Below are 21,458 nucleotides of genomic sequence, written 5' to 3' on the forward strand. Positions count from 1 at the left end.
CCTGGAGTATAGCCAATGTGGCCCCACATGCGGCATTGCGCCATCAGCCGAGCAGCCGGCCAACCACATCCACGAGATCTTGACGCACCAGGTCACCCTTGGTGATGTACCCGTCCGCCCCTGCGGCGAGCCCACGCTGGCGGTCCTCTTCTCCACCACGGGTGGTGAGGATGACCACGGGGAGGACCTTGTGGGTAGGGTGTTCCTTGAGCCGGCGGGTCAGCTCGAGCCCATCCACGCGCGGCATCTCCAGGTCCGTGCAGACCAGGTCCACCGGATTCTGGGCGAGCAGGTCCAGGGCTTCCGCTCCGTCGGTGGCCATGAGGATGTCGTAGCCCACGGCCTCCAGCAGGGAGGAGATGAGCTCGCGCGTCAGGGGGGAGTCATCCACCACGAGGATGCGGCGGCGGGGAGCGGGCGCGGGACGGGGGGCGGCGGCCGACCGGGCGATGCGTGAGCCCGCGAGGCCCCGGGCGCTGGCGATGAGGTGCGCTGCGGACAGCACCATGGCCAGCCGGCCATCCGCCAGGGTGGTGGCTCCGGTGAGGTGGGGGAAGTGGGCCAGCAACCCCTTGAGCGGGAGGATGGCCTGGGTGCTCTCCTCCAGGACGCGATCCACCGCGAGCGCGGCCATGGCGCCCTGACTGCGCACCACGAGCACCAGCGCGCCCTCGTCCAGGCCCGGCTCGGCGCCCAGGCCGAGCAGGGAGCGCAGGGAGGCGAAGGGCATGGGCTGCTCATCCACCTGCAGCACCGCGCGCCCGGCCACGTCCTTGAGGTGACCGGGCTCCACCTTCACCGCCCGCGAGACATGGGCGGCGCTCAGGCACAACGTCTCCTCGGCCACCTTCACGAAGAGCAGCGGGGAGACGGTGAGGGACACGGGCACCCGCAGCTCGAAGCGCGTGCCCGCCCCCGCCTCGGAGGACACCAGCACGTCGCCGCCCAGCGCCCGGAGCGAGCTGCGCACGGCGTCCAGCCCCACGCCCCGTCCGGAGATGTCCGTGGCCACCTCGCGCGAGGTGAAGCCCGAGAGGAAGATGAGCTCGCGCGCCGCCTGATCCGTCAACGCCGACGCCGCGGCCTCGTCCAGGAAGCCCTTGCGCACCGCCGCCCGGCGCAGCAGCGAGGGCTCCAGGCCCACGCCGTCATCCTCCACCCGAAGCACGAGCCGGTTGCCATCGCGCGCGGCGACCAGCGACAACCGGCCCCGGGGGTGCTTGCCCGCGGCCACCCGGTCCACGCGCGATTCCAGGCCATGGTCCAGGGCGTTGCGCACCAGGTGCAGCAGCGGATCCCTCAGCGCCTCCACCACGGCCCGGTCGGCGCGCGTGTCCTCGCCCTCCACCTTCAGTTCCACTTCCTTGCCCAGCTCGCGCCCGAGGTCGCGCACCATGCGCGGGTAGGGCTCGAAGAGCACCGACAGGGGCAGCATGCGCAGCCGCTGCACCTCGTCGGCCACGTAGCCCAGATCCCGCAGCTCCTCGTTGGCCAGCAGCTTCTCCTCGCGGTGGAGCGTGGCCGCCAGCTCCTTGGCGCGGCCCAGCCGCTCGGCCAGCTCCGCGACCGCCGGGCCCAGGTCCTCCGCGGCGCGCGCCAGCAGACTCAGCTCTCGCGCCAGATCCAACCGCCGGGTGGTGGCCAGCTCGCGGCGGCGCGACACCTGGGTGAGGTTGGTCACCGCGCTCGTCAACCGGTCCAGGCTCGCCACGCCGATGCGCACCGAGCCATCCGCGCGATCCCCCGGGCGGACCGCGGGGGAGGCGCCCGTGCTCCGAGCGGGAGGCTCGGGCGCCGCGGGCGGCATCCGGCCAATCGCGGCGGCGGTGGCCGTGACGACCGCCGAGGCCACGGGGCGCGCGGGCTCACCTCCCATCCGTCCTCCTGGCGGCGTCCGGGAAGCGGCGGGCGAGGGAGGTGGCGTGGGCGGGGGCGTCGTCTGACGCGACACCAGCGACGGGGCCGCGAAGGTGACCGGCGCCGAGCCCCAGGCCGGAGTGACGTCCTCCTCGACCCGCTCCAAGGGCTCGGGGCGAGGGGGCGGCGCGGGGGGAGGGACCGCGCGGGACGAAGGCGCCGTGCTCCCCTGCCCCGCTCCCGCGAGACCGGACTGCTCGAGACGGGTGCACTCCTGCAGCCAGCGCACCAGCTTGTCCACCTCGGGAGGCGGCTGCGGAGGCTCATGCACGGCGGCGCCGGACAACACCAACACCGCGTCCCCGGCCTGCAGGAGCGCGTCGATGGAGCCGGCGGACAGCGCATGGTCGACGCGCTCCGTGGAGCGCACCAGCTCCTCCATCTCGTGGACGACGGCGTTGATGGCGTCGAAGCCCATCATCCGCGCCTCGCCCTTGAGGCCGTGCAGCTCGCGCAACACGGTGCGGCCCGCCTCCAGGCTCGCTCCCGCCTCCAGCTCCACGATGCGGCGGTTGATGCGCTCCAGGCGCACCCCCACCAGCTCGCGGAACTGCTTGAGCAACTTCTCCCGCGCGCTGCTCACCCGAATGCTCCCGGAGAGGCAGAAGACGAGGAGGAGGAGGAAGAAGCGGACGAGGATTCGATCTGGAAGCGCTCCACCACGCTCCTCAAGTCCCGGGCCAGCGTGGACAGGTCCCCGTTGGCGCCGATGACCTGCTTGGTGGCGTTGTGGCTCTGCTGGGTGATGCGCAGGATGTCCGCCATGGCCTCGGCCAGCAGGTCCGTGCCGCCCTGCTGCTGCTGGGTGGCGAGCGAGATGGCGCGCACCGCGTCCGAGGTCCTCCCGGCCAGCTCGACGATCTGCCGCAGCGACTCGGAGACCTGCTGGGCGAGCGTGGTGCCCGTCTCGGTGGCGCGCACGCCGCCCTCGGTGGCCATCACCGCGCCCCCCGACGCGTCGCGCACCTCCTCGATGAGCCCCTCGATTTCCTTGGTGGACTCGATGACGTTCTCCGCGAGCCGGCGCATCTCCGCCGCCACGAGCGAGAAGCCATGCCCCACCTCACCGGCCTTGGTACCCTCCAGCTCGGCGTTGAGCGCGAGCAGGTCCGACTTGTCGGCCACGCCGTTGATGAACTCGACGATCTTGCCGATCTGCTGCACGCGCTTGTTCAACCGGGCCACCGCCGCGGCGATGGCCTGGTTGTCGTGACGCATGCGGCTCATGGTCTCCATGAAGGCCTCGGAGCTGGCCTGGCCCGCCTTGGCCGCCGCGAGCGTCTTGTGGGCGATCTCCGCCACGCTTCCCGCGTTCTCGGCGATCTGCCGCGCCGAGCGCGCCAGCTCCTCGGTGGTGGCGCTCGTCTGATCCAGGGAGCTGGCCTGCTCGGCGGCCCCGGCCTCGTAGCGCGAGGAGGTGGAGAGGATCTCCTCGGTGGTGGTGCCGATGCGGCTGCCGGCGCGCTGGAGCTGCGCGAGCACGCCCGCCAGGTGCGCCCGCATGGTGGAGAAGGCGGCGGAGACGGACCAGATCTCATCCTCCGCGGGGATGAGGCGGGACTGGCTGAGGTCCCCCTCGGCGATGTGGTGGGCCGCCTCGCCGAGCTGCCGCATGGGGCGGCCCAGGAGCGTGCCGCCCAGGTAGGCGGCCGCCAACGCCACGGCGAAGACGAGCAGGCACATGGCGCCACCCACCTCGATGGCGTCCATGCGCAGCTGCTCGACCAGGGCCGCCTGGCGATCCGGGCTCGTCGCCAACAGCTCGTCGTAGGCCCGGTGGGTGAGCACCGAGGACACGTCCCAGATGAACACCGCGGGCGTCACCACGACGATGGCGGTGAAGAGGATGAGCCGCAGGCGGATCTGCGCGCGCTTGGGCGCCAAGGCGATGGCCTGCGGGTGCGTCAGTCCCCGGGACGACAGGTACAAGCCCACCGCGCGTGCGCGCAGGGTGACCATGCAGTAGGTGAGCAGCGCGGCGAGCGGCCCGAAGAGCAGGCCCGGCAGACAGGTGCGCAGCTCCACGAGCGAGCCCGTGAACCCGCCCAGGCTCCACAGCGCGACGTTGGCGAACGCGGCGGCCAATAGCCACCCCGCCAGCGTGGCGACGAAGGCGAAGTCCGCGAGCCGGTGGCTCTCCAGCATGGCCTGGCTCAAGCGCTCGGGCGCCACGGGAGGGCGGAGGACTTCCACCTCGCGCAGCACGCGCAGCCGGCGCAGGGCCAGGAACCACACCACCGCGATGGCCGCCAGACAGAAGCTGCCCATCAGGGAGAGGAACAGCGTCAGGCTCTCCTTCAGGCGCATGCTGGCGGTCAACAGCGCGTAGCGCGAGCCGAGCAGCGCGGTGATGACGTTGGCGGTGACGATGGCGCCCATCAGGGGGCGGCTGAAGGGACGGTGCAGCCACGACAACACGGGACGGCTCATGCCCCCTCCCGGTCCGCCACGCGGAAGCGCTGCACGGTGGCCTTCAGGTCGCGCGCGAGCGCGGACAGGTCCGTGTTGGCGGCCACCATCTGCTGGGTGGCCTCGGCGTTCTCCTCCGTCACGCGCAGGATGTCGCCCATGGCCGCGGCGAGTTGATCCGTGCCCGTCTGCTGCTGCTGGGTGGCGAGCGAGATGGAGCGCACGGCGTGGGACGTCTGCCGCGCCAGCTCGAGGATGAGGCCCAGGCTCGCGTCCACCTGCGCCGCCAGCGACGCGCCCCGCTCCGTCGTCTTCAACCCCGCCTCCGTGGCCATCACCGCCGCCTGGGTGGCGTCGCGGATTTCATCGATGAGCCGCTCGATGGCCAGGGTGGAGGACAGCACGTTCTCCGCCAGCCGGCGCATCTCCGCCGCCACCAGCGAGAAGCCCCGGCCGGGCTCGCCCGCCTTGGTGCCTTCCAGCTCGGCGTTGAGCGCGAGCAGGTCCGACTTGTCGGCGATCTCGTTGATGAACTCGACCACCTTGCCAATCTGCTGCACCCGCTTGTTGAGCCGCACCACGGCGTCGGCGATGGCCTGGTTGTCGCCCTTCATGCGGTGCATGGCGGCGAGGAAGGCCGCCGCGCTGCGCTGCCCGCTCTGCGCCGCCCCGAAGGTCGTCTCCGCCATGGCGGACACCGACTCGGCGTTGACGGCGATCTGCTGCGCCGAGCGCGCCAGCTCCTCGGTGGTGGCGCGCGTCTCGTTGAGCGACACGGCCTGCTCGCCCGCGCCGGACTCCTGATCCGCGGACGTCGCCACCAACTGCTCGGTGGTGGAGGAGATCTGAAGCCCCGCGCGCTGCAATTGCACGAGCGCCTGGGCGAGCTGCGCCTGCATGCGGGTGAAGGCGGCGGACACGGCCCACACCTCGTCCTCGGCGGGGATGAAGCGGGGGGTGCGCACCTCGCCCTGGGCGATGCGCGTGGCGTCCTCCGACAAGGCGCGCAGCGGCTCGGCGAGCGCCGTGCCCGCCACGTACGCCGTGCCCAGCACCAGCACCACCACCAGCCCGGCGAGCACCCCCAGCGGCAGGCCCGTGGCCCGGCGCGCCTGATGCACCACGCGCTGTTGCTCCTGGGGATCCCTCGTCTGGAGGATCTGATCGAAGGTGTCCATGGTGCGGCTGACCGACACGTCGAGGATGAAGACGGACGGACAGAGCACCGCCACGGCGGTGAACAACACCAGGCGCCTGCGCAGCCGCAACCGCTCGGCGGGCAGGGCCGAGATGACCTCTTGCGGCGACAGGCCCTTGTCCGCGAGGAGCACGGCGGCCCGGCGGCTGCGGCGCACCACCAGCAGATAGACGAGCATGGAGGACAGCGGCCCGAGCGACACGCCCACCAGGCCGATGCGCACGCCCACCATCCAGTGCACTCCTGCCAGCGAGGTGTAGGTCGCCGCCAGGAGCAGCGTGCCCCCCAACCACCCCTGGAGGGTGAACCAGAAGGAGCGTCCAGGAACGCGGCGGACCTCCTGCAACGCCCGGCGCAGGTTGTCCGGGCTCGCGGGCAGCCGCCCCTGCTCCAGCGCCCACAGCACACGCAGCGCGTGCCGCTCCTGGGCGGACGTCAGCAGGACGTTCATCGTCATCACCGCCCCCACCAACCCGAGGAACAGCCCCAGGCCCTCGCGGGGCAGCGAGTGCGTGACGTACCCGTACAGCAACGACAACAGCAGGCCCAGCACCCCGCCCCACCAGGACGGCCGCAGGGTCCACGCCGACAGCCCCTTGAGATCCTTCGGCTCCCTCACGCGGCCTCCCCGGGCGCCAGGAAACGGCCGAAGTCCACCAGGGACATCACCGGCCACAACATGCCACGCACCTGGATGAAGCCCCTCAAGCTGCCCCCCGCCACGCGCACGAGCAGGGCCGGCGCGGGCAATACCGTGAAGGGCTCGGCGTCGATCTCCAGCGCGCTCACCCCCACCGCCTCGCCCGAGGCGGCCACGAGGATGCGCCCGGAGGAGGACTCCTCCGCGAACGCCTCGCAGGCCGAGCCCGCCCAGCCTCCGAACGTCTCGGGAGATTCGATGGAGGCCACTTCATGCGCGGCGAACGCCACACGGCCCTCGCCCGCACGGCACAGGAGCGTGCCCGTGATACGGCTGTCCATCCCCATCGCTCAGCCTCCCTGGCTGAGGTGGTCGAACAGTCCCTCGGGGTCGATGACCGCCACGTCGCGCTGCGCGCTGCGAGCCGGGCCACGCAGGTGCAGGTGCACCCCGCCAGCGCCCAGCGGCTCCAGGCGGCCATCCACCTGGGAGACGCCCGCCACGCGGCTGGCCGTCAGCGCCAGGGTGCCGCGCGTCAGCCGCACCAGCACCGCGCGACGCGTGGGCTCGCGCTCCCCAGAAACCAACATGCTGATGTCCACCACGGGGATGACCTCCCCGCGATGGGCGAAAACGCCCAGCAGATGCCCGGCGGCACCGGGCACCCGCGTCAGCTCCGGAAAGCTGACCACTTCCGCCGCGCACTCGGCGGGCACGGCATACCAACTGCCGCCGCAGGCGAAGACGAGGTAGGACTGCCGTGTCTCGGTCTCGATCGAGGCCATTCGCGCGCAGCCTACCTCAAAAGGGTGCTAGCGAACGAACTCGACGCGACGGTTGGCCGCCCAGGCCTCTTCCGTGGCCCCCTGCTCGGCCGGCCGGTTCTCCCCGTAGCCCACCGCCTTGAGGCGGTTGGCCGGGATGCCGAGGTCCAGCAGGTACTTGCGCACCGAGGCGGCGCGCTTGTTGGACAGCTGGAGGTTGTACTCCTCCGTGCCACGCTCGTCCGCATGCCCGGCGAGCTCGATCCGGCCCGAGCCCGCGGCCTTGATGCACTGGGCCAGCTCGCTCAGACGGCCCTGGGCGTCGGAGGGCAGGGTGTACTCGTTGAAGCCGAAGCGCACCGGCTCCCAGTCGCACTGGGCCTGGGGGGCCGAGGCGGCCACGCACTTGTTCTGCTGGCACTCCTGGCCATCACCGCAGTCGGTGCTGGAGTTGCAGGCGCCGGGCGGCAGCGCGCAGCGGCCCTTCTGGCAATCCTGGGCTCCGGGGCAGTCCGCCTTGGCGGTGCACTGCGGCGCGGAGCACTTGCCCCCCTCGCAGATCTGCCCGCCCGTGCACTGCTCGTCACGCGAGCACTCGGGCGCCTTGGGCACGCACTTGTTCCCCTGGCACGCGAAGCCCTCCTTGCAGTTGGCGTCGGTGGAGCACTCCTGACAGGTGCCGTTGACGCAAACCTCGCCCTTCTCCTGGCAGGTCTCGTCGCTCTTGCAGTTGGGGTAGGTCGGCGGGCAGCCGGTGAGTACGGCCACGGCGAGGGCGAGCCCCGCGACCATCGAGATCCGACGCATTGATCCTCCAAAAAATGATGTCATCCAGTGGATGGGCAACGCGCTCGCCTCTAGCCCGCCCTGGAACATCGAGTCAAAGCCTTTTGTCCATTGCCCCCTGGCCGGAGCGGGCCCGCTCCTTGCCGGTCTGTTTCAGGTGCAAGAACGCACTGCTGTTGGACACTTCCACACGGGCCGGACGATTTGTCGTCCACTCAACCCGGTGGAGAGAAGCACGGACCGCGCCAGGGCGGACGGCTTCAGGGTCCGCTTTTCCCTTGACCCCCGGACTCGAAAAGGGCCAGCGGGCGGGAGCGCGGCAAAGAATGACAAGCACGCGGCCCCAGCGTGGCAAGGGTGTCTGTCGTTCCGCTGCCGCGAGCCGTCCACGAGGACCCCCGGGAGGGCTCGGCCCACTTGAAGGGCTGGCTGATTTACGAGACGGTGCGACGTCCACCCTGTCCGCTCTCCAGGTGCGCCTCCATGCCCGCCTCCGTCCTCATCGTCGATGACGAGAAGAACATCCTGCTGACGCTCCAGACTTCGCTGCAGCTCGCGGGCTACCACGTGGAGCTCGCGGCCCATGGGCAGCTCGCCCTGGAGGTGGTGTCCGCGCGGCCCGTGGACGTGGTGCTCATGGACGTGAAGATGCCGGACATGGACGGGCTCACCGTGCTCGCCCGGCTGATGGAGCTCAAGCCCGAGCTGCCCGTCATCATGATGTCCGGGCACGGCACCATCGACACGGCGGTGAAGGCCACCCAACTGGGGGCACGCGACTTCCTGGAGAAGCCCATCGCCCGGGACCGGATGCTCGTGGCGCTGCGCAACGCGCTCAAGCACCAGGCCGCCCTGGAGGAGCTGCGCGCCCTGCGCGCGGAGATGGGGCGCTACGACATGGTGGGCGGCGGCCCGGCCATGCAGCACATCTTCTCCCTCATCCAACGCACCGCCCCCTCGGAGGGCCGGGTGCTCATCACCGGCGAGAACGGCACCGGCAAGGAGCTCATCGCCCGCGCCCTGCACCAGAACTCCCGGCGCAAGGGCGGCCCCTTCGTGAAGCTCAACTGCGCGGCGGTGCCGCACGAGCTCATCGAGAGCGAGCTGTTCGGCCACGAGAAGGGCGCCTTCACCGGCGCCGTGAGCATGCGCCGGGGCAAGTTCGAGCTCGCCCACGAGGGCACGCTCTTCCTGGACGAGATCGGCGACATGCCCCAGGCCATGCAGGCCAAGCTGCTGCGCGTGTTGCAGGAAGGCGAGCTGGAGCGCGTGGGCGGCGCCGAGACGCTCAAGGTCGACGTGCGCGTCATCGCCGCGACGAACAAGAACCTGGAGAAGGAAATCGAGGCGGGCCGCTTCCGCGAGGATCTCTACTACCGCATCAACGTGGTGCAGATTCACTCGCCCCCCCTGCGCGAGCGGCGCGAGGATCTCCCCATCCTCATCGACACCTTCCTCAAGGAGGCGTGCGCGCGCAATGGCCGCCGCCCGCTGTCCCTGTCACCCGACGCTCTCGCCGTCATGGCCGCCCACTCCTACCCGGGCAACGTGCGCGAGCTGCGCAACCTCGTGGAGCGTCTGGCCATCCTGTGCGAGGGCCCCATCGTCACCGGCGCCGAGGCCGCCGAGCTGCTCCCTCGGAGCAAGGGCGCCCCACCGCCCGCCCCCTCCGATGCCTCCTCTCCTCCGGCGCCCCGCGCTCCCGCTCCCACGGCCGTGCCCGCGGGGGCCCCGGGCGGCTTCCGGCCCCGCGCGGACCGCACCTTCCGCGAGCAGGTCGAGGACGCCGAGCGGGAAATCCTCCTGTTCGCGCTCGCGCATACCCAGGACAACGTCACCGAGGCGGCACGGTTGCTGGATCTGGAACGCGGCCACTTCTATAAGAAGTTGAAGGCCCTCGGACTCAAGCGCGGCGGCGACAAGGAGCCGTCCCCCTCGGGAGGTGAAGGATGAACGGTTCACGTGGACTCACGCTGGGCTGGACGCTGGTGCGGGTGGTGTTCGGACTCTCGTTGGCGTTCGCCCATGGGCTGCCCAAGGTGATGGGCGACATGCATCGCTTCGCCCAGGGCGTGGAGGCGCTGGGCTTCCCCTACCCGCTCTACTTCGCCTGGGCCGCGGCGCTGTCGGAGCTGGTGGGCGGAGTCCTCGTGGCACTGGGGCTGTTCACCCGGCTCGGGGCCTTCTTCGTGGCCTGCACCATGGGGGTGGCCCTCTACCAGCACCGCATGGATGCCTTCGGGCGCATGGAGCTGGCGGTGCTCTACCTCGCGGTGTTCCTCGCGGCCGTGTTCATCGGCGGAGGGCCCTTGAGCGTCGATGCGAAGATGCGCCGCCGCCCCTTCTGACCATGTCCGACATCATCCTGCGCACCCACGGGCTCAGCCGCCTGTTCCACGAGGTGGCGGCCGTGGAGGGCGTGGACCTGGAGCTGCACCGGGGCGAGGTCTACGGCTTCCTGGGACGCAATGGGGCGGGCAAGACGACCACGCTGCGGATGCTCATGGGCATCCTGCGCCCGGACCGGGGCCACATCGAGCTGATGGGCCAGCGCGTGCGCCGCGTGGGCAGCACCCAGAAGCGGCAGCTCGGCTACGTGTCGCAGGAGCAGGTCTTCTACCCGTGGATGACCGCGCGCGAGCTGGGCGCGTTCGTCTCCGGCTTCTATCCCCGCTGGAGTGACGAGGAGTTCCGGCGGCTGCTCCGGGTGCTCGACGTCCCCGAGGATCGCAAGGCCGCGCAGCTCTCCGGTGGAACGCGGATGAAGCTGGGGCTGGCGCTCGCACTGGCCCACCACCCGCCCCTGTTGCTGCTGGATGAGCCCACCGCCGGGATGGATCCCGTGGCCCGCAGGGAGTTCCTCGACATCCTGCGCGACCAGGTGCGGCGCGAGGGACAGACGGTGCTCTTCTCCTCGCACCTCGTCGGCGAGGTGGAGGAGGTGGCGCACCGCATCGGCATCCTCCACGAGGGCCGGCTGCGCTTCCAGGGAGGCCTCGACACCCTGCGCCAGTCCGTCCGGCGCGTGCTCCTGGACTCCACCGCCGAGTCCCTCCCCCCCGGCCTCTCGCTCGTGAGACGCGAGCACCTGCCCGATGGGCGCGTGGCCGCCGTCCTCTTTGGCTCCCCCGCGGACTGGGACGCCGCGTCCCTCTCCCCCGAGACCACCCAGCGGCTCTCGCTCGAGGACATCTTCCTCGCCTACGCCCGGCGCTCGGACGAGTCATGAGCCTGGCCCTGGTGCGCAAGGAGTGGCGCGAGCATCGCGGCGCCTGGCTGCTGCTCCAGTCGTTCGTCGCCGCCGTGTTGTTCGTGGCGTGGCGGGGACAGGAAGCCTTCGCCGAACAGGGCAGCCTCTTCGCGTTGCTCAAGGGCCCCACCCTGCTGCTCGCCACGGGCGGCGCGCTCTTCGTGGCCCACCGGTTGATCGTGCGCGAGTACGGTCAGCGCACCCAGCTCTTCCTCGAGGTCCTCCCCGTCTCGCGCGCCCGGGTGCTCGCCACCAAGCTCGTCCTGGGTGCCGCGGCGCTGCTGCCGCCACTCGTGCTGAGCCTGCTGCTGCTCTGGCACCAGGCACGAGCGCACGAGCCCATTTCCGGCCGCTTCGTGCTGCTGCTGCTCTCGCGCGCGTTCACCCCGGTGCTGCTGGGCTGGTGCTTCTTCGCCTTCGCCGGACTGCTCGGCCGCTACCGCAACCCCCTCTATCTCTTCCTCCTCATCGCCCTGTTCGCGGCGGATCACCTCACCGACTTCGATCTGTCGCGCTGGGGGCCCGTCGCCCTGCTCGGCTCGGACTTCGCCTTCGAGCGCCACCGGGTGCCCTGGAAGGATCTGCTCACCTGCTGGGCGCTCTCGGGCGCCCTGGCCGGCGCGGGCTTCGGGCTGGTGCTCTACCGGGATGGCACCCTGGCCGAGCTGCTCTCCCAACGGATGAGCCACCGGGAGAAGGTCTTCATCGCCTGCCTCCTCGTCGGGCTCTTCGTGTGCGTGGCCACGTGGGGCGAGGCGAAGCAGCGCAAGCCCTTCGCCCTGAGCGAGGCGGAGCGGGTGACGGTGAAGTCCTCGTCGCTCCAGGTGGCCTCCGGCGTGGGCTTTCCCCCGGAGCGGGCCCGGCGGCTCGCGGAGCTGCTCGCCACGGACCTGCGGGCCGTGAGCGACTTCCTCGGGCTCGAGCAGCTCCCCCCCGTGGCGGTGCTGCCCATCCTCGAGCTCGATGCCGACGTGTTCCAGCGCGCGAAGCTCGAGAAGGCCGATGGTGTCGTCGTCCGGGCGAACCTCGCGGACCCGGACTTCGATCCGCTCGCCTTCGAGTCCTTCCTCTTCCGGGAAGTGCTCATCGAGGCCAGCCAGGGCCGCGTGCTGCGCGAGGAGCGTCAGTGGCTGCTCGATGGTTTCACCTCGTGGTGGGTGAACCAGACGGGCGCCGAGCCCCTGCCCGCACGCGCCGCCGTGGCCTCCCGCGAGGACTTCGAGGAGAAGCACTGGTTGACCACGCGCGAGCGCCTCGGCCCCTGTCTGTCGGGTGCACTGGCCGCCCGGGGCATCCAGGTGCTGCGGCACCGGCTCGGACAGGCCGCCTTCCAGGAGCTGATGCGCCGCGTCCTCGTGCTCCCCGAGGCCACGGGGTTCTGGGGCCTGTGGCGGGAGCCCCGGCTGGCCGAGCTGCTGGCCCACCGCGATGGGCCCACCGTAGACGAGCTGGCGGGCTTCTGGCGCGAGGCGCTGCGGCGGGATCGCGAGTCCCACGCGGCCGTGCTGGAGCCCCTGGCCTGGCTCCAGCCGACCCTCACCCTGGTGGCGGAGTCGGCACGGACCTTCCGCCTGGAACACGCGCTCCGGACGGACTCCGGGGCCCCACCCCCGAGCTACGCCCTGCTCCACCACGCGCTGGAGCCCTTCGAGAACGAGGTGCCCACACATGCCCTCTCCCGGCAGGACGTTATGTCCGGGACGAGCGCGCGGCTGCCCCTGGGCCTCGCCTGGGGAGACCGGTGGCTCTTCGTGGTGCAGGTGGACTCCGAGGTGCTCGGGTGCCCCATCCGCCTGCTCGCGCAGCGCCGGGAGATCCGATGATCCGCCCCCTCGTCGCCAAGGAAGCGCGCGATCAACGGCCGTTCCTCGGACTCGCGCTCCTCCTCCTCCTGCTCAACGTGCTCTCCGCGCTGTGGGAGCCCCTGGGTTTCTCCCCCTACGCGGTGAGCCTCCCGGAGCGCTTCGATCCGGACGATGACCTGTCCGTGCTCACCTTCCTCCTCGCCTTCGCGCTCGGCAGCGGACTGCTCGTGCGGGAACAGGACGACCGCACGCTGGAGTTCCTCGACGCCCTGCCCACCTCCCGCTGGACGATCTTCTGGGTCAAGGTGCTCGTCGCGCTCGCCACCGTGCTCGTGTACCCGCTCGGGATGACGGCCTGGACGCTCGTCGAACAGGTCCTGTCACGCACCTCGCTCGAGCCCGGCCTGCACCTGGACGTCATCGGCGTGGCGAGCGTGCTGCGCGTCGTGCAGGCGCTCTTCGTGCTCGCCCTCGGCCTGGCCCTGGCCCCCTTGCGCCGGCTGTGTTGGACCCTGCTCGCCGTGTTGATGCTCGCCCAGGGTCTGCTCGAGGACCGGGCTCCCGGGTGGTCCGCCCTCAACCCGTTCCGACTCACCGCGCCCGCGTTCGAGGGAAACCACTGGCGCTGGCCCGTGGAGGCCCTGCGCCTCCAGCTCTCCGTCACCGCGGCCCTGCTCGCCCTCGCCCTCGTCCAGTTCCTCGGCTGGGGAGAGCGGCTGCTCGCCGCCGCGCAACAGCGGCTCCAGGGCTCCTGGCTGGGGGTGCTGGCCTCGGCCGCCACCGTGGGACTGTTCCTCGCGGTGTTCATGCGGTGGGGGGGCGTCGACGACGAGGCGGCCACGAGCGGCGAGGAGATCCGGGTGGAATTCCCCACCAGCGCCAGCGCCCAGGCCGACACCCGGCACTACCACTTCACCTACCCCGCCAGCCTGCGCCAACGCACCGAGCCCCTCCTGCGGGGAGCGGATGCCGCCTTCGAGAAGGCGCGCGCCTTCCTGGGCGTCGAGGCGGGAGAGCCCATCCGTGTCGACCTCGGTGGAAGCATGCGGCACACCGCGGGCACGGCCTACTGGAACACGCTGCGCATGGGTCTCGAGAACCTCTCCGGCGACGAGGAAGCGCTCGCCGTGCTCGGACACGAGACGACGCACGTGCTCTCCCAGCGCATCGTGGGACCGCAGAGCGCTCCCCGTCTGGCGGACATGCACCTGTTCGCCGAGGGACTGGCCACCTATGTGGAGTACCGCTTCTTCCACCCGCCCGACGCGCTGGAGGAGTATCACTGGATCGCCGCCGCCGCCCGCGCCCGGCGCGAGGTGAAGACCGAGGAACTGCTCGCGCCCGACAAGCTCGCCGCCGAGCGGGACGCGAACTGGGTGTATCCGCTCGGCCGCGCCTTCGTGGAGGCGCTGGTGCGGCGGCACGGAGAGGGAGCTCCGGCTCGTGTGCTCGCGGCGCTCGGGAGGAAGGAGGCCCCCGAGGGACTCCAGGACGCCTTGCTCTGGCAGGACGCGTTCCAGACGGCGGGCATCGATCTGTCCCAGGTGTTCGATGACTTCTTCGCCGGGCTGGACGAGCAGGTGGCTCGCCATCAGCAGCTCATCGCGTCACTCCCCCGTCCCCGCGCGGCCGTGGAGCCCTCCGAGCACGAGGTGCTCCTGCGGCCCGTGTTGGACACGCCGCCGCCCGAGGGATGGCGGGTGGTCTGCCGCTTCCGGGCGAGGGAGACCTCCCGGGTCCAGACGTTCGATGGACCCTTCGACTGCGGCGAGTCGCTCCGGCGCGACCGCGCGAGGCTGTCTCGGGACGTGCTCTGGTACCAGATGGGACTGCGTGGGCCGAAGGGCCTGGTGCTCTACGAGCCCTGGACGAGCGTCCGGGTGGAGTGAGCCCTTCCCCGGAGCGGACCGCTACATCCCCGGGGCCACGTTGGGACCGATGCCCACCGCCAGCACGGGCAGCACCCGCCACTGGTTCCACTCCGGCCGCACCCAGGTTGCCTCGGTGGACAGGCTCGCGCCCACGCCCAGGCGAACGAGGCCGAAGCGCCACGCCACGCCCGCGTGCGCCCCGTAGGGCATGAGCAGCCGCGTGTGCACACTGCCCACCCAGAACAGGCCCCGCCCATCCTGAGAGCGCAACAGGGGCCCCTCGTAGGAGATGGACTGCGAGGCGATGGACGCCCCCGCGTACAGGCCGCGCACCGGCAGGGCGAGCACCACCTTCACCTGCTCGAGGAAGCGCCCACCCGTGATGGGCGCATAGGCCGAGAACAGGGGCATGTCGTAGTTGAGGAAGGTGCCCTCGTCCTCGCTGAGCAGGTCCACGCGATCCAGTCGCACGGGCGCGGCGGCCAGGGTCAGGCCCGCGGCCACCAGGGAGAGGGTCAACGGCACGGTGCACGCTCCACGTAATCGGTGATGAGGTAGTCCAGGGGCCAGCGGCAGAACAGGGAGAGCTGGGCCTCGGTGTTGGCCGTCCACACGGCCGTCTTGAGCCCGGCGCTCCGTACGGACTCCAGCGCGGCGCGATCCGCCACCTGGTAGGCCACGGCGATGCCATCCGCTCCCGCGTCACGCGTGAGCTGGATGAGCTCCTTCACGCCCACCTGGCGCTGCAACTCGTTGAGGATGGCCGCCACGGTGGCATTCGAGTCCTTGCGCAGCTCCGGCCAGATGAGCAGCGCCTCCATGTCCTGGCGCGCCTGGAAGGCCTTGAGCAGCGCGCCCCGGGTGGAGGTGATGAAGAAGCGGTTGGGCAGCGCCGCCGCGTTCCACCGCTCGAGGATCTCCTCGGCGAAGACCTCGGGGGACTGCGTGTACGCGGGGTCCCCCTTGATGTCGAACTGGAGCACCGTGTCCGGGTGGCCCTTCACCAGCGAGAGCAGCTCGTCGAAGGTGACGTACGTGTCCGCCACCCGCTGCGCCTCGGGCTTGGTGGGATCGCCCAGCCCTCCACAACGGAAGTCCCGCTGCAGCTCCTCGAGCGTGAAGTCCTGGATGGGCCAGCGCGAGTCCTCGGGCAGCCGGCGCGGCTCGGCCTCGTCCGGACCTTGCGCGTAGGTGCACAGCACCGGATCGATCCACGCGTCATGCGAGAGGATGGGGATGCGATCGCGCGTGAGGACCAGATCCACCTCGATGGAGGGGTAGCCCTCGCGCAGGGCGGCGGTGATGGCCGAGCGGGAGTTCTCCGGGAAGTTGCCCGAGCCGGAGCGGTGCGCCACGAGGCGCGGAGTTCCGGGGGCATCGCCGAGGCCGCAGCCCGCGGCCAGCAGCAGCACGCAGGCGAGCACGCCCGCTCTTCGTTTCGACGGAAGGAAGATCATGCGGCCCCGCTTCGTAGCACGCGGGGCGATCAGGCCCCCACGGCCGCGAGGTGCGTGGCGGGCCGCGTCATCTCCTCACCGGACTCCACCCGCTGGCGGGCGGGAATGAAGGTCATGGCGCGCTCGGCGAGCGCGGTGATGGTGAGCGAGGGATTGACGCCCGGATTGGCGGAGATGGCCGCGCCGTCGATGACGTAGAGCCCGTCGTAGCCGAAGAGGCGATGCTGGGAGTCGATGGCCCCCGTCTCGGGGGAGCTGCCCATGCAGCAGCCGCCGAGGATGTGCGCGGTGGTGGGGATGCCCATCAGCGTCTCGGAAGCCATGTTCATGGGCAGCCCGTCCAGCTTCTCCGCCACCCGGTGGGCGAGCTCCGTGGCCTCGGGGATGTAGGCGGAGGGGGCCGGTCCCGCCGCGAGGCTGGTGAGCACGCCCTTCCTCCCTCCGGTGAACAGCCCCCGGCCCCGGCGCATGCGCAGGTGCCCATCCAGCGTGCGCATATAGAGGAGGATCATCGTGCGCCGGGCGAAGTCGCGGGTGAACCAGGCACGCACCAGCTTGATCGGGTGGCGCACGGCGAGGCCCAGCAGGCCCGCCAGCCGCGAAAGCGCGGTGGTGCCCCCCACGTGAGGCGCCATGAGGGTACGGAAGAAGTCCGAGCCCGCCGCGTAGCGCACCGGCTCCAGGTGCGAGTGCTCGTCGGTGTGGAGGATGGAGCCGATGGCGATGCCCCGGGACAGGTCCCCGCCCTGGAAGCGCTTGCCGGCCACCACGCCAATGAGCGACTCGGAGTTGGTGCGCACGCAGTCGCCCACGCGCTCCGAGAGCCGGGGCAGGCCGTCCGGATGCGCCTTGAGCTTGAGCAGCAAATCCACCGTGCCGAGCACGCCGCCCGAGAAGATGACCTGGCGCGCGGTGAAGCGCCGCTCGCGGCGGGACGCGCGCGAGGTGCCCTCGACGGCCTTCACCTCGTACCCGCCGCCGGGCAGGGGGCGCACCCAGGTGGCCTCCGTGTCCGCGTGGATCGTGAGGCCGCGCTTCTCCGCGAGGTAGAGGTAGTTCTTGTCGAGCGAGTTCTTCGCATTGAAGCGGCAGCCCGTCATGCACCCGCCACAGGAGTTGCAGCCGGTGCGGCTGGGGCCCTCGCCCCCATGGTAGGGATCCGGCACCGTCACCCCGGGCTGTCCGAAGTAGATGGCGACCGTGGCGGGCTGGAAGTCCTCGCGGCCCATCTCCTTGCCCACCTGCTGGACGATCTGATCCGGCAGGGTGCGCAGCGGATTCACCGTGGCCCCGAGCATCCGGCGCGCGGTGTCGTAGTGCGGCGCCAGCTCCGTCTTCCAGTCCGCGAGGCCTCCCCAGGAGCGCGACTGGAAGAAGTCGTCCTTCGGCACGGGCAGCGTGTTGGCGTACACCAGCGAGCCGCCCCCCACGCCCACGCCAGAGAGCACCGTGACGTGGCGGAAGAAGGTCATCTTGAAGAGGCCGCGCCAGCCGAGCGCCGGCATCCACAGCCACTTCTTCAGGTTCCAGTTCGTCTCGGGGAAGTCCTTGCCCTCCAGGCGGCGGCCCTTCTCCAGCATCACCACCCGGTAGCCCTTCTCCGTCAGGCGCAGGGCGCTCACGCTCCCGCCAAAGCCCGAGCCGATGATGAGCCAGTCGCAGTCGAACTCCATCAGATCCTCCCCATACCGGGATGACTTACAGCCTATCGGGCCTCCAGCGAACGCGCTCCACTGCCCGCCTGGTGGGCCTCCATGCGGCCCTGGGCGCGGCGTGTCACCCGCGTCCGGAGAGGCTCCGCCGGGCGGACTCGAGGCGCAGGGCGCGCACCTTCCCGGCGATCTGGAGCAGCGGACGGTCCCGCTCCCAGCGCTCGCGCGTCGGCGCATCCACCTGGGCCCAGAGCGGCTCCAACGACGCCACGCGCTCGCGGAACAGGCCAATCGCCCCCCCGAGCGCCAGGTGGACCTCGGGGGATTCCGGCTCCATCTGGGCGAGCCCCCGCATCATCACCGCCAGGGCGAGCAGTCCCTCGCGCACCTCGTCCGGCCAGCCCGAGCGCCGCGCCACCTGGAGGAGCCAGCCGAGCACCGCCGCGAACACATGGCAGTCCTCCACCGTCCGGAAGGGCTTGAGAAAGCGCACGTAGCCATCCCCGGGAAGGACCTCGCCGAGCTCCACCGCCACACCCTCCAGGCGCAGCTCCGCGTGGGGCACCTCCGGGACGAAGGGCGGGGGCGGCAGTTCCGAGAGCGTCACTCCCGCGCGGCGCGCGTCCAGGCGCACCAAGCGCAGCCGGTTGCGTCCCCCCTCGTCCTGGCCCTCGCTGGCCACCACCAGCAGTTCGTCCGCCGCGTGGCCCAGGGTGACGAAGGTCTTGGTGCCGTCCAGGCGCCAGGGTCCCGACTCCGGGCCCGAGAGGCGCGTCTGCATGGCGGCGGGATGACCGCCTCCGGACTCGGTGGCGCACAACGCGTAGCGGTGTTCACGCGGCAGACCCGGAAGCAGGGAACGGATGGCCGAGTGGTAACCCGAGGCGAACGCATACCCCAGCCGGTCGGCACAGAACCCCGCGGCCAGCGCCACGTCCACCGGGAGGGAGAAGCGCAGGGCCAGCCGCAGGTGCTGCGTCCACCAGTCCTCGACGGAGCCGAGCGGGGCCGGGTGGGGAGATTCGGAGAGGAGGAACCGCGGGAGCGTGTCCATGGCGGCGCTACTCTAGACAGACTCCACTGGAGCGCTATCGGGACTTGCCCCGGGAGCGGCTGGCCGAGGTCTTCGAGGAGGTCCGCCGACTCCCGGAGCGCTTGGACGCGGCCTTCTTCCGGGCCACCTTGGCCGCCGGGGTGTTGGCCACGAACTGCTTGCCCCGGCGCGATGCCGAGCGCTTCTTCTTCTCCGTGGCGCGCTTCTCGCTCTCGCTCAGCGAGTCCCAGGCCTTCTTCGGCAGGTAGCGCGAGGTGGTGCGGCCACGACGCGCCCGGGTGCTGCCCTCGCGTGTCCGCCAGTCCTCCTTCGTCCAGGAGTCGAGGGACTTCTGCGCCTCGCCCTTGCCGCCCGTGTAGCCGCCACCAGCCTTCTTGTACTCCTGGGCGAGGAGCTGGGACTTGCGGGCGCTCCACTGACCGGGCCGGCCGCCCTTGTCACCGGCCTGGATCTTCTTCTTGAGCCGCTCGCGCAGCGCGGGGCGCGTGTACTTGCCCGAAGACGAGCGGGTGCTGCTGCGGGCACTCTTCCTGGCGGCCATGGGGTTCCTTTCCCTCTTGGGAGGCAGACCCTCAGGTGGGCCCCCTCCCGCTCGATGGCAACCCCGTGGGCGCACGAAGGCGTGGCGCCCTGAACACTCAGCCGGCCTTGAACTCGGCCCACACCGGCGCGTGATCCGAGGGCTGCTTGCCCTTGCGCGCCTCGCGATCCACCCCCGCCTCCGTCAGCCGCTTCACCAGCGGCTGGGTCGCGAGCACGTGGTCGATGCGCACGCCCTGGTTCTTCTGGAAGGCGAGCATCCGGTAGTCCCACCAGCTGAACTTCTTCTCGGCCGGGTACAGCGAGCGGAACGTGTCCGTCAGGCCGAAGGCGCACAGCTCCCGCCACGCCGCCTTCTCCTTCTCGGTGAAGAGCGTCTGCCCCTGCCACGCCACCGGATCCCACACGTCGAGGTCCTCGGGCGCCACGTTCCAGTCCCCGCAGAGCGCGAGCGGCTCGCCCGGCTTGTGCCGCGTGTCCAGGTAGCGCCGCAGCCGCGCGTAGAACTCCAGCTTGTAGACATACGCGGGCGAGTCCACCTGCTGCCCGTTGGGCGCGTACACGCTCACCACCCGCACCCCGTCCACCGTGGCGGCGATCACCCGCGCGTGCGAGTCCTCCACCCCGTCGGACAGGCCACTCACCACGTCCTGAGGAGGCGTGCGCGCCAGGATGGCCACCCCGTTGTACGTCTTCTGCCCGTGCACCGCCGCGTGGTAGCCCGCAGCCAGCACGGCCTCCCGCGGAAACTCGGCGTCGGTGCACTTCAACTCCTGAAGGCACACCACGTCGGGCTGAGTGTTCTTCAACCACTCCACCAGCCGGTCCAGCCGGGCGCGGACCGAGTTCACGTTCCAGGCAGCGATCTTCATCCCAGCCAAGGTCGCATGTGATCTCCTACCTCGCCACCCTTTTTCCCCTGTAGGTCCAAGTATGTTCCACGGTGTGGCCCGCGGACCACACGGCGGCGCCTTCCCCAGCGGGCGAGCGTCCTCGCCCTCCCGCATGACGCGCCGTCCCATAGAGGGGAGACCGCCTTGGCATGGGCGTCGCACTACCCCTTCACATGCGCTCCACCACCCTGTTCGCCTGCCTCGTCACCCTCTGTCTCGCCGGCTGTGAGGCCCGCTCGCTGCGAGGCCCCCAGGGGTTGTCTCCCGTCACCCGCGCCGCCCCCCGGGCCGCGTCCGCCGAGGCCGCGCCGTGCCCCTCCTTCAAGGCCCAACCCGGGGACGCGTCCCTCCAGGCGAGCGCCGTGACGGCCGAGGACGTGGCTCCCGCCGAGCCCGCGGACGCGCTCTCGCTGCCCCACGAGGAGCACCTCGCCCCGGTGGATCACCTCGGCCGGGCGCGCGTGCTGCGCCAGGAGGGAGACCTCGCGGGTGCCCTCACCGAGGCGCGCCGCGCCGTGCACGACGCGGGGGAGGACCTGGACGCGCGCGAGACGGCGCTCGATCACCTCATCCCTCTGGCCCGCCTCACCGGCCAGAAGCAGCTCGCGGCCGATGCCTACGAGGAGCTCGCCCACCTCTTCCCGGACGGCCCCGAGCCCCTGGTGCAGAAGGCCCGCATCCTCCTGGAGCTGGGGCAGACCGAGAGCGCCCTGCACGCCGCCGAGGCCGCGCTCCTGCTCGATCCCGAGTACCCCGAGGTGTACCAGGTGCTCGGCCGGGCCCACCTGGCCGCCCGGCAGCTCAAGCTCGCCATCGTCCGCTTCCAGCAGGCGGTGCACCTCGACCCGTACCATGGGTACGCCCTCAACAACCTCGGCTTCGCCCGGCTGCTCGCCGGCCAGGACGAGGCGGCCGTGGAGGCGCTCGCCCAGGCCGCCTACCTGCTGCCCTACGAGGGCTTCGTCCACAACAACCTGGGGCTCGCCTATGAGCGGCTGGGGCGCTACGAGGAGGCCGCCATGGCCTTCGACACCGCGCTGCGCCTGTCTCCGAAGAACCGCAAGGCCCGCCTCAACCACGCGCGGCTCGAGCGCCAGACCCACGCGTCCGCCCAGGTCCAGGCCGTCTCGCGCGAGCGGGCGCGGGAAGTCGATCCGGGCTGACCCTCCGGGAAGGGCATTCCGGTTCCCCGCCCGGCGGTTTAACGTCGTCCCCCCTCGCC

Annotated in this window: 18 protein-coding genes; 6 read left to right on the forward strand and 12 right to left on the reverse strand. The window is 71.2% G+C overall.

From position 1 onward, the window contains the following. Positions 1–43 precede the first annotated feature (43 nt). The 6 genes from F0U63_RS34480 to F0U63_RS34505 are packed head-to-tail and all read right to left on the reverse strand — an operon-like array spanning position 44 to position 7,735. Entirely contained in the window at positions 44–2,500 is a 2,457-nt protein-coding gene (locus F0U63_RS34480) for a response regulator (RefSeq protein WP_395836649.1), read from the reverse strand. Next, on the reverse strand, positions 2,497–4,347 hold the full coding sequence (locus tag F0U63_RS34485; RefSeq protein ID WP_395836651.1) for a methyl-accepting chemotaxis protein: 1,851 nt from the start codon (positions 4,345–4,347) through the stop codon (positions 2,497–2,499). Before F0U63_RS34485 ends, F0U63_RS34480 begins: the two co-directional genes overlap by 4 nt. Next, positions 4,344–6,143, reverse strand: coding sequence for a methyl-accepting chemotaxis protein (locus F0U63_RS34490; protein WP_395836653.1), 1,800 nt, complete (start codon positions 6,141–6,143; stop codon positions 4,344–4,346). The genes F0U63_RS34485 and F0U63_RS34490 overlap by 4 nt, the downstream gene beginning before the upstream one ends. Further along, positions 6,140–6,505 carry a protein CrdC gene (locus F0U63_RS34495; protein ID WP_395836655.1) on the reverse strand — a complete coding sequence of 122 codons (366 nt, stop codon included), beginning with the start codon at positions 6,503–6,505 and terminating at the stop codon, positions 6,140–6,142. Before F0U63_RS34495 ends, F0U63_RS34490 begins: the two co-directional genes overlap by 4 nt. A 9-nt stretch (positions 6,506–6,514) precedes the next feature. Then, positions 6,515–6,949, reverse strand: a complete 435-nt coding sequence (locus F0U63_RS34500; protein WP_002621268.1) for a chemotaxis protein CheW — start codon at positions 6,947–6,949, stop codon at positions 6,515–6,517. Positions 6,950–6,976: 27 nt separating this feature from the next. Beyond that, the gene (locus tag F0U63_RS34505; protein WP_395836657.1) at positions 6,977–7,735 is read right to left on the reverse strand and encodes an OmpA family protein; all 759 of its coding nucleotides are present in this window, start codon (positions 7,733–7,735) and stop codon (positions 6,977–6,979) included. A 462-nt stretch (positions 7,736–8,197) separates the two neighbouring features. On the opposite strand from F0U63_RS34505, the gene F0U63_RS34510 reads away from it, so the two are divergent. From F0U63_RS34510 to F0U63_RS34530, 5 genes are read left to right on the forward strand one after another with little or no spacing between them, the layout of a single operon-like run. Then, positions 8,198–9,667 (forward strand): sigma-54-dependent transcriptional regulator, encoded by a 1,470-nt coding sequence (locus F0U63_RS34510; RefSeq protein WP_395836659.1) that lies wholly within the window; start codon positions 8,198–8,200, stop codon positions 9,665–9,667. Continuing rightward, positions 9,664–10,062 (forward strand): DoxX family protein, encoded by a 399-nt coding sequence (locus F0U63_RS34515; RefSeq protein WP_395836661.1) that lies wholly within the window; start codon positions 9,664–9,666, stop codon positions 10,060–10,062. The genes F0U63_RS34510 and F0U63_RS34515 overlap by 4 nt, the downstream gene beginning before the upstream one ends. A 2-nt stretch (positions 10,063–10,064) precedes the next feature. Next, on the forward strand, positions 10,065–10,943 hold the full coding sequence (locus F0U63_RS34520; RefSeq protein ID WP_395836663.1) for an ABC transporter ATP-binding protein: 879 nt from the start codon (positions 10,065–10,067) through the stop codon (positions 10,941–10,943). Beyond that, entirely contained in the window at positions 10,940–12,787 is a 1,848-nt protein-coding gene (locus F0U63_RS34525) for a hypothetical protein (protein ID WP_395836665.1), read from the forward strand. The genes F0U63_RS34520 and F0U63_RS34525 overlap by 4 nt, the downstream gene beginning before the upstream one ends. Beyond that, positions 12,784–14,658, forward strand: a complete 1,875-nt coding sequence (locus F0U63_RS34530; RefSeq protein ID WP_395836667.1) for an ABC transporter permease — start codon at positions 12,784–12,786, stop codon at positions 14,656–14,658. Before F0U63_RS34525 ends, F0U63_RS34530 begins: the two co-directional genes overlap by 4 nt. Before the next feature lie 21 nt (positions 14,659–14,679). Here F0U63_RS34530 and F0U63_RS34535 read toward each other — a convergent pair whose 3' ends face one another. The 6 genes from F0U63_RS34535 to xth all read right to left on the reverse strand — a co-directional run bounded on the left by F0U63_RS34535 (position 14,680) and on the right by xth (position 20,215). Beyond that, the gene (locus tag F0U63_RS34535; RefSeq protein WP_395836669.1) at positions 14,680–15,165 is read right to left on the reverse strand and encodes a hypothetical protein; all 486 of its coding nucleotides are present in this window, start codon (positions 15,163–15,165) and stop codon (positions 14,680–14,682) included. Continuing rightward, positions 15,156–16,097 (reverse strand): glycerophosphodiester phosphodiesterase, encoded by a 942-nt coding sequence (locus F0U63_RS34540; RefSeq protein WP_395836671.1) that lies wholly within the window; start codon positions 16,095–16,097, stop codon positions 15,156–15,158. The genes F0U63_RS34535 and F0U63_RS34540 overlap by 10 nt, the downstream gene beginning before the upstream one ends. Positions 16,098–16,126: 29 nt before the next feature. After that, positions 16,127–17,770, reverse strand: coding sequence for a GMC oxidoreductase (locus F0U63_RS34545; RefSeq protein WP_395836673.1), 1,644 nt, complete (start codon positions 17,768–17,770; stop codon positions 16,127–16,129). A 103-nt stretch (positions 17,771–17,873) separates the two neighbouring features. Continuing rightward, complete coding sequence (locus tag F0U63_RS34550) at positions 17,874–18,803, reverse strand: acyl-CoA dehydrogenase family protein (protein WP_395836675.1); 930 nt, start codon at positions 18,801–18,803, stop codon at positions 17,874–17,876. A 34-nt stretch (positions 18,804–18,837) separates the two neighbouring features. Continuing rightward, entirely contained in the window at positions 18,838–19,344 is a 507-nt protein-coding gene (locus F0U63_RS34555) for a hypothetical protein (protein ID WP_395836677.1), read from the reverse strand. 97 nt (positions 19,345–19,441) lie between these two features. Next, on the reverse strand, positions 19,442–20,215 hold the full coding sequence (xth, locus tag F0U63_RS34560; protein ID WP_395836679.1) for an exodeoxyribonuclease III: 774 nt from the start codon (positions 20,213–20,215) through the stop codon (positions 19,442–19,444). 170 nt (positions 20,216–20,385) lie between these two features. Here xth and F0U63_RS34565 point away from each other — a divergent pair, with 170 nt between their 5' ends. Next, complete coding sequence (locus F0U63_RS34565; RefSeq protein ID WP_395836681.1) at positions 20,386–21,399, forward strand: tetratricopeptide repeat protein; 1,014 nt, start codon at positions 20,386–20,388, stop codon at positions 21,397–21,399. Positions 21,400–21,458 lie beyond the last annotated feature (59 nt).

Source organism: Cystobacter fuscus (assembly GCF_044360685.1).
Classification (GTDB): Bacteria; Myxococcota; Myxococcia; order Myxococcales; family Myxococcaceae; genus Cystobacter; species Cystobacter fuscus_C.

Excerpts from the sequence above, each read along its gene's own strand:
- F0U63_RS34500 (WP_002621268.1), bottom strand. The coding sequence starts at position 6,949 with ATGGCCTCGATCGAGACCGAGACACGGCAGTCCTACCTCGTCTTCGCC.
- F0U63_RS34515 (WP_395836661.1), top strand. The coding sequence starts at position 9,664 with ATGAACGGTTCACGTGGACTCACGCTGGGCTGGACGCTGGTGCGGGTG.
- F0U63_RS34530 (WP_395836667.1), top strand. The coding sequence starts at position 12,784 with ATGATCCGCCCCCTCGTCGCCAAGGAAGCGCGCGATCAACGGCCGTTC.
- F0U63_RS34540 (WP_395836671.1), bottom strand. The coding sequence starts at position 16,097 with ATGATCTTCCTTCCGTCGAAACGAAGAGCGGGCGTGCTCGCCTGCGTG.
- xth (WP_395836679.1), bottom strand. The coding sequence starts at position 20,215 with ATGAAGATCGCTGCCTGGAACGTGAACTCGGTCCGCGCCCGGCTGGAC.
- F0U63_RS34555 (WP_395836677.1), bottom strand. The coding sequence starts at position 19,344 with ATGGCCGCCAGGAAGAGTGCCCGCAGCAGCACCCGCTCGTCTTCGGGC.
- F0U63_RS34495 (WP_395836655.1), bottom strand. The coding sequence starts at position 6,505 with ATGGACAGCCGTATCACGGGCACGCTCCTGTGCCGTGCGGGCGAGGGC.
- F0U63_RS34505 (WP_395836657.1), bottom strand. The coding sequence starts at position 7,735 with ATGCGTCGGATCTCGATGGTCGCGGGGCTCGCCCTCGCCGTGGCCGTA.
- F0U63_RS34510 (WP_395836659.1), top strand. The coding sequence starts at position 8,198 with ATGCCCGCCTCCGTCCTCATCGTCGATGACGAGAAGAACATCCTGCTG.
- F0U63_RS34485 (WP_395836651.1), bottom strand. The coding sequence starts at position 4,347 with ATGAGCCGTCCCGTGTTGTCGTGGCTGCACCGTCCCTTCAGCCGCCCC.
- F0U63_RS34525 (WP_395836665.1), top strand. The coding sequence starts at position 10,940 with ATGAGCCTGGCCCTGGTGCGCAAGGAGTGGCGCGAGCATCGCGGCGCC.
- F0U63_RS34550 (WP_395836675.1), bottom strand. The coding sequence starts at position 18,803 with ATGGACACGCTCCCGCGGTTCCTCCTCTCCGAATCTCCCCACCCGGCC.
- F0U63_RS34565 (WP_395836681.1), top strand. The coding sequence starts at position 20,386 with ATGGGCGTCGCACTACCCCTTCACATGCGCTCCACCACCCTGTTCGCC.
- F0U63_RS34520 (WP_395836663.1), top strand. The coding sequence starts at position 10,065 with ATGTCCGACATCATCCTGCGCACCCACGGGCTCAGCCGCCTGTTCCAC.
- F0U63_RS34545 (WP_395836673.1), bottom strand. The coding sequence starts at position 17,770 with ATGGAGTTCGACTGCGACTGGCTCATCATCGGCTCGGGCTTTGGCGGG.